The sequence below is a fragment of the Bartonella sp. AU55XJBT genome (genome assembly GCF_028618525.1).
The window spans coordinates 19209-31549 of record NZ_JAQITC010000002.1 but is presented as its reverse complement, the minus strand read 5'-3'; the positions used below and the strand labels follow the sequence as shown (position 1 = coordinate 31549).

General features: G+C 39.2%; 7 protein-coding genes. 3 read left to right on the top strand and 4 right to left on the bottom strand.

The features are described 5' to 3' along the window. The first annotated feature begins 27 nt into the window (after positions 1-27). Both PVV70_RS01350 and PVV70_RS01345 read left to right on the top strand, forming a co-directional pair. Positions 28-276, top strand: coding sequence for a zinc-finger domain-containing protein (locus tag PVV70_RS01350; RefSeq protein WP_273757631.1), 249 nt, complete (start codon positions 28-30; stop codon positions 274-276). A gap of 46 nt (positions 277-322) precedes the next feature. Beyond that, on the top strand, positions 323-1570 hold the full coding sequence (locus PVV70_RS01345) for an FAD-binding protein (protein ID WP_273757630.1): 1248 nt from the start codon (positions 323-325) through the stop codon (positions 1568-1570). 188 nt (positions 1571-1758) lie between these two features. Here PVV70_RS01345 and dnaE read toward each other — a convergent pair whose 3' ends face one another. Continuing rightward, entirely contained in the window at positions 1759-5247 is a 3489-nt protein-coding gene (gene dnaE, locus PVV70_RS01340; RefSeq protein ID WP_273757629.1) for a DNA polymerase III subunit alpha, read from the bottom strand. A gap of 379 nt (positions 5248-5626) precedes the next feature. On the opposite strand from dnaE, the gene recG reads away from it, so the two are divergent. Further along, the gene (gene recG / locus PVV70_RS01335) at positions 5627-7735 is read left to right on the top strand and encodes an ATP-dependent DNA helicase RecG (protein WP_273757628.1); all 2109 of its coding nucleotides are present in this window, start codon (positions 5627-5629) and stop codon (positions 7733-7735) included. A 404-nt stretch (positions 7736-8139) separates the two neighbouring features. Here recG and glmS read toward each other — a convergent pair whose 3' ends face one another. The 3 genes from glmS to PVV70_RS01320 form a co-directional block, all read right to left on the bottom strand. Beyond that, the gene (gene glmS / locus PVV70_RS01330) at positions 8140-9963 is read right to left on the bottom strand and encodes a glutamine--fructose-6-phosphate transaminase (isomerizing) (protein WP_273757627.1); all 1824 of its coding nucleotides are present in this window, start codon (positions 9961-9963) and stop codon (positions 8140-8142) included. A 171-nt stretch (positions 9964-10134) separates the two neighbouring features. Continuing rightward, a complete protein-coding gene (glmU, locus tag PVV70_RS01325) occupies positions 10135-11499 on the bottom strand; it encodes a bifunctional UDP-N-acetylglucosamine diphosphorylase/glucosamine-1-phosphate N-acetyltransferase GlmU (protein WP_273757626.1) in 1365 nt (454 codons plus the stop codon). 14 nt (positions 11500-11513) lie between these two features. Then, a complete protein-coding gene (locus PVV70_RS01320) occupies positions 11514-12320 on the bottom strand; it encodes a cytochrome c biogenesis CcdA family protein (protein ID WP_273757769.1) in 807 nt (268 codons plus the stop codon). Positions 12321-12341: the final 21 nt, after the last annotated feature.

The window sequence follows — 12341 nt, the reverse complement described above, 5'->3', positions numbered from 1 at the left end:
GATAATTTATTCTGGAGTTTGTACACCATGGCTGATCATAATATTCCCCATTTTCAAAATGATCTTGGATATAAAACAATCGAAATTGGTGTGAAAGAATTTATGTGCGTAGGCGCTACGCAACCATTTGATCATCCTCATATCTTTATCGATATGGGAGCAGCTGATGAGAAAATCTGCCCTTATTGCTCAACCCTTTATCGTTATGTTCCCTCACTATTGTGCGATCAAACAAACCCAACAGGGTGTTTATACCATTCAAAAAAGCGAGTATAATGCGTTATCCGGCTTTCTACCACTCTTTTAGTTCTGCTTATTTAAGATGAAATCATTTGTGGAGCAATCACCCATCATCGTTGGAGGAGGAATTGCTGGTTTAAGTACCGCTTTAGCGCTCGCTCATAAAGGAATTTCAAGCACCATTATCGAAAAGTGTAAGCAACTTGAAACGATAGGTGCTGGTATTCAACTCACTCCAAATGCAACATCTATTCTTGCTCACTGGAAACTTCTTAACAAACTCACTGAAGTCGCAACAATCCCACATTTTCTTGAGTTAAAAGATGGAATATCTTTAAAAACACGTCTACGTGCTCATATTATCAATCTAACAGAAAAATATTGGAAAGCCCCTTATATGACAATTCATCGTGCGGCTTTACAAAAAATTTTATATAATGCAGTGATCGAAAATCCTCTGATTCAATACAAAGCAGGCGAAACAATTGTATCTTCTACCCACTCTGCAACCAACATTAAAATAACAACAATAAAAACAGATGCAACAACAGAACAGCTTTATTCAACGCCCCTCCTGATCGGATGTGATGGCGTTTGGTCAACATTACGGCAACAATCTCCTTTTCATGAAAAAGCAAATTTTAGTGGCTTTATTGCTTGGCGTGCAACAACAGCATTGGATAATCTTCCTCAAAACTTTCGTTCTTCATTGCACAATATGAAGACAATCACAGCTTGGATGGGACCAAACAATCATCTTGTTGTCTATCCCATTCAATCGTTAGAAAAAATTTTTAATTTTGTCGCCATTACTCATGGAGAAAATCCCGAAGAAGGATGGGACCATAAAGGAGATAAAGAAAAACTCAAATCTCTTTTTAAGGGGTGGAATTCAAAAATCTTACAAATCTTTGACCATATTGATGAATGGCGATATTGGCCACTCTTTCACATGAAACAAGATCGTTTTTTAGGCCTAGAGAGACAAGTGTTTGTTGGCGATTGTGCACATGCAGCTTTACCTTTTGCAGCACAAGGTGCCGCTATGGCAATCGAAGACGCTGCCACATTAGCGGAAGCACTTTCATTGAAAGATCTTTCATTAACGAAAGCACTTTCGCTTTACGAAAAAACACGCATTCCCCGTATTGCAGCCGTAAAAAAACGTGGGAGTTTCAACAGATTAGCTTATCATGCAACCGGGCCTATAGCAATAGCCCGTAATCTCATGATGAAAATTCGTACACCAGAGAGCATTATGTCAAGCCTCCATTGGCTTTATATGTATGATGCGATAAGTTCCATAAAAAATTGTGATAAAAACTTATAAAACTCTTCCAATACTTTGAATATTACCAAGGAAAAAGATTTTTTGACTTTATGACACTAAAAATCGACCAGTACTTACCCAAATAAAAGGAAGATCTTTTGAAATCACCTATCTGATTTTCAAAGCCCAACTTTCAACTTTTCCCAAAGTAAAAATCTCCCCAAATAGCCCCTATTTTTACTCTTGTTTTAACTCAATTCTACATCAACAACACCCTGAATTAATTTCATAGCATTTGCGACATGTGAATTGACCTTATATCGCTTTGGAAGTGCAATTTCGACTTCTCGCAATCCATCTTCTTGAATTAAAATAAGCCCAACCTCTCCATGTCCCCCCAGATTTAAATTTTGTTCAATTTGTGGAAGCATATCAACTGTTTTGATAAAAAGACGCATCATTTTATGCTGCTGTAATGCTTCCTTTTCCAAAGACTGAATTGTCTCAATTCGCAAACTAACCCCTTCAGAGCGATTTTCTGCGCTCACCGTAATAATAAAAGATTTTCCAGGTTCTAGCATCTCCTCATAATCCGAAAGTGCTTCAGAAAAGAGGATAGCCTCATACTGTCCACTTGTATCAGAAAAATGAATAATTCCCATTTTTTTACCAGATTTTGTTTTGCGCACATTTTTTGCCACAACGGTTCCAGCAAGCCGCGCAGCCGTTGCTCCCCCTTTAACAGCATTGGCAAAATTACTCCAAGTCTGAACACGTTTTTTAGCAAGAATAGCTTGATACTCATCCAATGGATGAGCAGAAAAGTAAAAGCCTATTGCTTGAAATTCTCGATAAAGTTTTTCAGCCAACAACCAAGGAGTCGTTTGAGATAAAATCAATGGCTCTTTTAATCCGCCTGCCATTCCAAAGATATCAACCTGCCCACTAGAATTGTCATCGAGAATACGAAGCGCCCGTGCATGAAGCGTTCCAAGATTGGCTAATAAAACTTCACGTGCAATATTAAAACAATCAAAAGCGCCAGCACAAACTAAACTTTCCATCGCACGCTTATTGACAATACGAGGATCAACACGCGCACAAAAATCTTCCAGATCCTTAAAAATCTTATTCCCACGACAAGCAACAATATGATCGACAACCGTTTCTCCCACCCCTTTAATGGCAGCAAGGGAATAATAAATACAGTTATCACCAACCTCAAAAACGCGATGAGATGTTTGTATAGAAGGCGCAATAACTTCAATACCCAGCCTTAATGCCTCACGCCGAAAATCATTGAGTTTATCCGTATTCGTCATATCATACGTCATTGAAGCAGCTAAAAACTCAACGGGATAATTAGCCTTCATATAAGCGGTTTGATAAGAAACAATTGCATAAGCAGCAGCGTGTGATTTATTAAATCCGTAATCGGCAAATTTTGCTAAAAGATCGAAGATAATATCAGCTTGCTCTTTATCAACACCACCAGCAACGGCTCCATCGACAAAACGCGTGCGCTGTTTTTGCATTTCTGCATGAATTTTTTTCCCCATAGCACGACGTAATAAATCAGCTTCCCCAAGTGAATAACCAGCCAGTACCTGAGCAATCTGCATCACCTGTTCTTGATAGACGATAACACCTTGTGTTTCTTTAATCAGATGATCTATTTTAGGATGAATAGAAGCAATTTCCTCTTCCCCGTGTTTGCGTGCATTATAGGTTGGAATATTCTCCATTGGACCAGGACGGTAAAGCGCAACCAGCGCAATAATATCTTCAATACGGTCTGGCTTCATTCCAATCAGCGCCTTGCGCATACCAGAACTTTCCACCTGAAACACGCCAACCGTTTCACCACGTGCCATCATAGCGTAGGTTGCTTCATCATTCAGAGGAATATTTGACAAATCTATTTTGTCCCCTTGTCTAGCAACAAAATCAACAGCCATTTTCAAAACAGTAAGCGTTTTTAATCCAAGAAAATCAAATTTTACCAATCCTGCCTGTTCAACATATTTCATGTTAAATTGTGTAACAGGCATATCAGAACGAGGATCACGATACATCGGGACAAGCTCCCACAGCGGCCGATCTCCGATAACAATCCCAGCAGCATGCGTTGAAGCATGACGATAAAGTCCCTCCAACTGAAGTGCTATATCTAATGCGCGTCCAACGACGGGATCTTTTTTCTTTTCCTCTTCAAATTTAGGTTCATCCTTAATAGCATCTGCCAACTCCACCTGACTTCCTGGCGTAGCAGGAACTAATTTCGTAAGATAATCCACCTGTCGATAAGGAACTTCTAAAACACGCCCCACATCACGCAAAACTGCACGTGCCTGTAACTTACCAAAGGTAATAATTTGAGCAACTTGATCACGTCCATATTTTTTTTGAACATATTGAATAACTTCTTCACGCCGCTCTTGACAAAAATCGATATCAAAATCTGGCATCGAAACACGATCTGGATTGAGAAAACGTTCAAAGAGAAGAGAAAAACGCAATGGATCAACATCGGTGATCGTCAATGCATAAGCAACAAGTGAACCAGCACCAGAACCCCTCCCTGGACCAACAGGGATATCATGAACCTTTGCCCATTTTATGAAATCTGAAACGATAAGAAAATATCCAGAAAATTGCATACGCGTAATAACTGAAACCTCATAATCAAGCCGCTGCTCATAATCTGCAATCGTATACCCTTCAGCCAATCCAATTGTTTCAAGCCGCATCTTTAAACCAGCTTTAGCTTGATTTAACAACTCGCTATCTTCTGCTTCTAAAGTATTTTCTGAATGAGCAGATTGTTCTATAAAACGAGGCAATATCGGTTTTCGAAGAGGTGTGGCAATATGACAACGCAATGCAATTTCAACACTATTTTCTAAAGCTTCTGGAAGATCAGAAAACAGTACAACCATTTCATCTTGTGACTTCAAGTAATGATCTGGCGTCACCCTTTTTCGATCTGGATTAGAGACGATTTGTCCTTCTGAAACAGCCATTAACGCATCATGCGCTTCGTACCCTTCTTTTTTTAGAAAAAAGGCTTCATTCGTTGCAACAAGAGGAACTTCATGCGCATAAGCTAATTCAATAAGATCTGCTTCTACCCCTTTGTCATAAAAACCATGCCGTTGTAATTCCACATAAAGACGATCAGCAAAAGTTTTTTTCAAATAAATTAAGCGCTCAACAGCGCGTTCTTTTTTTTCTTCTACCAAGGAAAGATTAATAGGTCCTCCCTTACCGCCCGTTAAAGCGATTATACCTTCATTGTGTGCCGACAACCAATCAGCTTTAATATGAGGAGGATCAGTATCACATTTATCAAGATAAGCACGGCTTACAAGACGAACCAAATGAGCATAACCGGCTTTACTAGCAGCCAACAGAACGATAGAATAAAAATCAGAAGCATTCCGTCCTTTAATCAAACGTGAATGATCATTTTCATCACAAAAATCAACGGTAAGCTGACAACCAATAATAGGTTGAACCCCATGAGAAAGACAATACTGCGAAAATTCCAAAGCCCCAAATAAATTATTGGTATCGGTAATAGCAACCGCGGGTGCCTGATCTGAAATCGCCTGTTGAATAATTTGAGGAATTTTTAAAGCCCCTTCGAGCAAAGAATAAGCTGAATGCACTCTCAAATGAATAAAGCGAGGAAGAGAATTTTTATACTCTTGCAGTTTATTTTTATCTTTGGCCACTCTCACAATTTCCTATTAAAAACTAGATGCCAAACAGCACCCCTTAAAGAAAAAAAATTCCACGCTAGCATAACTTTAAAGCTATAAATTTGTCATATCCCACATGAGAAAAATATCTCAATTTTATTGATCTTTATAAGAGAGTTCTATCAAGAAAATGCTTCTATTCACAGCAAATAAACGCCTAAAATAAAAAGAAGCAAAATATACCATAAGCACTTTACATTTTTGCATTCTCTAGATTGTATTTCTCTTTAAGTATTCATTTTTCTTCCTAAAACGCAATGTGTTAATAAAACAATTCCCCCTTTATGGCTTTATCCCCAAAAAGCTCTTCTAAAGGTCTAGAAAAAACAAAAAGAGCAGGTTAAATTTCCTCATGCCTCCAAGTCTACTTACCCCTCTTTTTAATTCTATTCGAACCCTTTCTGGTATTACCCCTAAAGTCTATGGCTTACTGACAAAACTTTTAAATGTTAATCCTGCACAACATGAAGCAACCCTTATTGATCTTCTTCAATTAATGCCCCATTCTGTTATAGACCGCAGAATGCGTCCCAGCATTGCTTATGCAAAAGAAGGAGAGACGGTTACGCTCGAAATTATCATCGATCAACATCACCCCCCACCCCGTGGTCATAACAAAATCCCCTATCGTGTTATCGCCCATGATCAAACAGGAAAAATACATTTAGTTTTTTTTCATGCTCAACCTCTTTGGCTCAAAAAACAACTCCCTGAAGGAAAAAAGGTCATTGTATCAGGAAAAGTTGAATGGTTTAATGGGCAACTTTCAATGGCGCATCCCGACCATATTGCCCCAAGCGAACAATCAAATCAGATTCCTCTCATCGAACCTGTTTATCCCTCTACTGCCGGACTAGCAGCAAAGACATTAAGACGCGCCATACAAAACGCTCTTGATTTTATTCCTCTCCTCCCAGAATGGATAGATGAAAATGTTAAAAAGCAGCAAAATTTTTCTTCTTTTTCTGTTGCTTTACGCCGTATCCATGCTCCCATTAATCCTGATGATCTATCCTTAGAAAGTACAGCACGCAAACGTCTTGCCTATGATGAACTGCTCGCTTGTCAATTAGCGTTAGGCCTTGTGCGTTTGAAAACCAAATCTCTTGTTGGGACTTCTCGACCATCAACAGGAATTTATACGAAAAAACTGCTCAATGTTCTCCCCTTTCAACTCACAACGGGACAAATAAAAGCGGTAGAAGATATCGCCAATGATCTTGCTTCACCAGAACCGATGCTAAGACTGCTCCAAGGTGATGTAGGCGCAGGAAAAACCGTCGTTGCACTGATGGCAATGGCACAAATTGCTGAAAATTCAAGTCAATCAGCTTTAATGGCCCCCACAGAAGTGCTCGCTCGGCAACATTTTGCCACTATTGCCCCTCTTGCCGAAAAGATAGGCTTAAAAACAACGCTTTTAACAGGACGAGAAAAAGGCAAGTTGCGGACAAATATCTTGAATGATATTTTATCAGGTCAAGTTTCTATTGTCATCGGGACCCATGCTCTTATACAAGACAGCGTTACTTATAACAATCTTGCCTTAACCATTATCGATGAACAACACCGTTTTGGTGTGCACCAACGTATCGCTCTTACAGAAAAAGGCAATAAGCCTGATATGCTAGTCATGACCGCCACACCCATTCCTCGCACTCTTGTTTTAACAGCTTTTGGGGATATGGATGTCTCTAAAATTACAGAAAAACCAATGGGACGACACCCCATTACAACAGCAACGCTTTCTTTGAAACGTATGCATGAGCTTATAGAACGAATCGCCATTGCACTCGAAAAAGGAGAAAAACTCTATTGGATTTGTCCTTTAGTAGAGGAATCAAAAGCTCTTGATCTCACTTCAATTGAAAACCGCTTTGCGTTTCTCTATGAGCGCTTTGGAGCTCACGTTGGAATGATCCATGGCAAAATGTCTACAGCAGAAAAAGAAGCCGCTATGGCATCTTTTAAATGCGGAAATACACGTATTTTAGTTGCAACCACCGTCATTGAAGTAGGCGTGGATATTCCAGACGCTTCGATTATTATCATCGAACACGCAGAACATTTTGGTCTTTCACAATTGCACCAATTGCGTGGACGTGTAGGACGAGGCGATAAAAAATCTTCCTGCATTTTGCTCTATAAAGAGCCACTAACCAAAACAGCAGCAACACGTCTGAATATTATCCGTCATACAGAAGACGGTTTTGAAATTGCTGAAGAAGATTGGCGCTTGCGAGGTGAAGGAGAACTTTTAGGCACAAAGCAATCTGGAGTTCCTGAATTTCATATAGCAAACCTTGCTGTTCACAGTGATCTTTTATCCATAGCAAGAAAAGATGCACGCCTATTTTTACAACGCGATCCTCATCTTTCCTCTGAACAAGGACAAGCCTTACGGTTGCTTCTTTATCTTTTCGGACACGATGACGCCGCACGCCTCTTACGAGCAGGATAATAATAGAAAAGAACCTCTGATAAAAAATAAAAATACTCCCCCTATGCAAATAGGCTCTTCTTTCTTGATATCACTCATAAATGATCTAACATAATCCCTACACCATTATGCTTCATGAAAGAATAGCAAACCAACAGCCCCATCTTCTCTCCCAATCTGGATTACGCTTACATTAAAGGAGGAGAAGCATATTATTGCGTCTTTTTACTTTTATATTCATACATCTGATCCATTTTTTGATCGCTAAGGAAACATTTTTTATTCTGTCATCAAGAATTTGAAACGAAAAGTCCTGTCTTCGATATTCTCATGCAACTGAGAAAAATAGAAAACTAAACCATCACTATAAATCAATTTGTTACATTTGATTATTTTCGACAAATTCAGAATTACACAATCTATTTTTATTCAACTGTGACTGATTTTGCTAAATTACGCGGTTGATCAACATCTGTTCCTAATAAAACAGCCGTATGATAAGCAATTAACTGAATGGGGAGAGCATAAATAATAGGAGCAATAAATTCTGGAACAACGGGCAAAGTAATCGTTGATAAAGTCTTAAGAGAAGCTACTTCTTCTCCTTTTTTATCGGTTATCAAAATAATACGACCATTGCGCGCTACCACTTCTTGCATATTAGAAAAAGTTTTTTCAAACCACCGATCATAAGGAGCCACAACAATCACGGGGATTGTCTCATCGACCAGCGCAATTGGTCCATGCTTCAACTCCCCCGCTGCATAACCTTCAGCATGAATATAAGAAAGCTCTTTCAGTTTAAGGGCTCCCTCCAAAGCAATCGGATAAGAAGTTCCACGTCCCAGATAAAGAACACTTTTTGCATTCACCAAATCACGACAAATAGATTCAATTTTACCTTCTAATTTTAAAACCTCATTTAAAATACGGGGAACTTCTGCCAACTGTTGAACCAATTGCTGTTCCATTTGAACTGAGAGGTAGTCACGTTGTTTCGCAGCACTAAGGGCAAGTGAAGCAAGCGTTGCCAATTGACAGGTAAAAGCTTTTGTTGAAGCAACACCAATTTCCGGTCCGGCAAGTGTTGGAAGAATAAAATCAGCCTCCCTTGCCATTGTTGATTGCTCAACATTCACAATTGTTGCTGTTTTTACACCCCGCTCACGACAATAACGCAAAGAAGCCAATGTATCAGCTGTTTCACCAGATTGAGAAACAAACAGCGATAACACATCAGATGTTATAGGAGGTTCACGATAACGAAATTCCGAAGCAACATCATTATCAACACTTAAAGCGGCAAATTTCTCAAACCAATAGCGCGCAACTAAGGTTGAATAATAAGCCGTTCCACAACTCGCAAAAAGGAGACGATGAATATTTTTCCAATCAATCAAATTCTCAAAAGCGCGAACGGTATAATTTCCAAGATCAAGATAATGCGCCAAATTATGAGAAATCACTTCAGGTTGTTCAAACATTTCCTTGTGCATAAAATGACGATGATTCCCCTTAGAAATCAATAATGCTTCTTCAAGTAATGTTGTCACAGAACGTTTTACCGGTTGATTGTTTCCATCGTAAATTGTGACGCCTTCCCGTGTAAGAACAGCCCAATCCCCATCTTCCAAATAGCTAATATGATCAACGAATGGTGCCAAAGCAATAGCATCTGATCCCACAAAAAATTCATCTTTTCCATAACCAATTGCCAACGGTGGACCAGAACGCGCCGCAATCATAAGATTATCTTCACCTTCGAAAATAAGAGCAAGTGCAAAAGCCCCCTGTAACCTTTTCCAGCTGGTCCGCATGGCTTCTTGCGGAGAAAGACCACTTTTTAATGCACGCGTTATTAAATGCGCAATAACTTCCGTATCCGTCTCTGTTTCAAAGATATAACCATCCTCGATGAGTTCCTTTTGCAATTCTACAAAATTTTCAATAATACCATTATGAACAACCGCAAGCTTTTCAGTCACATGGGGATGTGCATTGCGTTCAACTGCAACGCCATGTGTCGCCCAACGGGTATGACCAATCCCTAAACTTCCCTCTAGAGGTGTTTTTTTTAATTTTTCTTCTAAATGAACAAGCTTCCCCTCAGCACGTACACGATAAAGATGCCCATTATAGACTGTTGCCACCCCAGATGAATCATACCCTCTATATTCAAGACGTTTTAACCCCTCAAGCAAAGAAGACGTAACACACTTCTTTCCAAGAATTCCAATAATTCCACACATTAAAAAGCTCCAACCCACATCTTAAGATTTAAATCTTATAAAACAATCCAACAGCTTTTATTTAAAACGATAAATAATAAATAATTCAAACATGGAATATGGCAATCTTTAAGAATAAACCTCCTATCCATCGTTAAATCGACACAAAACAAAAGAATAGACTGAAAATGATCATTTTTTCTGTTTATTTTCTGTCGAGTTATTCTCTAACAAGCGCGCCCGAAATTTTGTTGCATAGCCCTCTTTTATAACCTGTCGTGCACGCCCAAAAGCCATACTGTTCATAGGAATATTTTCAGTAATAACACTTCCTGAAGCAACATAAGAGCCATCCCCTATCACCAATGGGGAAACAAGTGCCGTATTAGACCCAACAAAAGCATGATCACCAATCATGGTTTTATATTTGTTAAATCCATCATAATTGCACGTAATCGTACCGGCTCCAATATTGGTATGAGCACCAATTTCGGCATCACCAATATAACTTAAATGATTGATTTTAGAAGATTCTCCTACCTTAGCTTGTTTGACTTCACAAAAATTTCCAACCTTTACGGATTTTGCCAACTCTGTACCAGGACGCAAACGTGCATAGGGACCAATCTGCGCATCTTGACCCACCACAGCTCCTTCGAGATAACTAAAAGCACGAATAACAGCACCAGATTGTACTTTCACGCCTAATCCAAAATAAACATTTGGTTCTATCACCACACCTGGTTCAATTTCTGTGTCATAAGAAAAATAGACTGTTTCTGGTTTTAAGAGTGTAACACCCGATAACATTAAATCGCATGCTTTACGTTTTTGCCACAAAGAATCAGCCCTCGATAGCTCAAGACAGTTGTTAATTCCTACAATATTTTCAAAAGGGACTTCAACAACACGCACATCTAATCCTTCACGCGAAGCAAGAGAAGCAATATCTGTTAAGTAATATTCTTTTTTCATATTGTTATTATCAACCTTCTCTAAAAGAGAAAGTGCATGTTTTCCACGCATAGCGAGTATTCCCCCATTACAAAAGGAAATCTTTTTTTCTTCCTCGCTCGCGTCTTTTTCTTCAACAATTGCAATCAATTGACCATTTTTCTCAAGAAGGCGCCCATAACCTGTTGGATCTTGGGTATGAAAGCCTGCAAAAACAACATCAGCCCCATCAGCAAGCTGTGCACGCATTTGGTGCAGTGAATCCTGCTGAATGAGAGGCGTATCCCCAAAAACAATGAGAACATCATCCTCTCCCTTTTGCAAAGCTAAACGAGCCGATAAAACAGCATGTGCGGTTCCTAAACGCTCTTTTTGTTCAAAAATCATCACATCTTTGACAAATGACTGAACAACATGCGCAACCTCTTGAGCACCAAATCCCACGACGACGGCTAATTGTGAAGAGCCTGCCAATTCTATTTGTTTTAGAACGTGGCATATAAGAGGCAATCCAGCAATTTTATGAAGCACCTTAGGCAGAGACGATTTCATACGCGTCCCCTCACCGGCAGCAAGAACAATAGAAAGACAGCTTCTAACCATAAAAACACACAAGACTAACGAGAAAATCCAAAAAAGTTCATAATATCGTGCCAACGAATATCTTCAACATAACTCAATGAAGGATAATGTTCTAAAAGCCAAAAGGAAAGATCCTGCATAGAGCCTGTTAAAAATAAAATCCCTGTAAGAATAAGAAAAACACCAATAATTTTTTCAACTTTTCCTAAATGAATACGAAAAGCTGCTAAAAACCGCATAAAACAACTGGAAAATAAAGCTGCCAACACAAAAGGAATAGCAAGACCTAACGCATAAACTGCTAATAGAATAGCCCCCTCGCCCACAGTTTCCTTTGTTCCAGCAAGCGTTATAATAGGCCCTAAAATGGGACCAATACATGGTGTCCAACCAAAGGCAAAAGCTAAACCAATAACATAGGCCCCTAAAGGACCAGCAGGTGTTTTATCCGTCTGAAAACGCGCCTCACGAAATAAAAAAGAGATCTTGAAAAAACCTAAAAAATTTAAACCAAAAATAATAATGATAATTCCAGCAGCAAGTGCAAACCAATCACGATAATAACCGATGAACTTACCAATTGTACTTGCACTCGCACCTAAAGCAACAAAAACAGTGGTAAACCCTAGAACAAAAGCAATAACAGAAGACAATAAAGCCCACCGTATAAAGACTTTCTCATCACGTTTTTCTGAACGAAAGTCATCAATACCAATCCCTGCCATATAGCATAAATAAGGAGGAACTAATGGCAAAACACATGGCGACAAAAAAGAGAGCGCCCCAGCAAAAAACACACCAACTGTTGAAATTTCAATCAAAACGCACACCCCGTCTCTCATCATGGTTTAGATCCACGAACA

Coding starts and splice junctions, on each gene's coding strand:
- PVV70_RS01350 (WP_273757631.1), top strand. CDS start 28: ATGGCTGATCATAATATTCCCCATTTTCAAAATGATCTTGGATATAAA.
- PVV70_RS01345 (WP_273757630.1), top strand. CDS start 323: ATGAAATCATTTGTGGAGCAATCACCCATCATCGTTGGAGGAGGAATT.
- recG (WP_273757628.1), top strand. CDS start 5,627: ATGCCTCCAAGTCTACTTACCCCTCTTTTTAATTCTATTCGAACCCTT.
- glmS (WP_273757627.1), bottom strand. CDS start 9,963: ATGTGTGGAATTATTGGAATTCTTGGAAAGAAGTGTGTTACGTCTTCT.
- glmU (WP_273757626.1), bottom strand. CDS start 11,499: ATGGTTAGAAGCTGTCTTTCTATTGTTCTTGCTGCCGGTGAGGGGACG.
- PVV70_RS01320 (WP_273757769.1), bottom strand. CDS start 12,320: ATGAGAGACGGGGTGTGCGTTTTGATTGAAATTTCAACAGTTGGTGTG.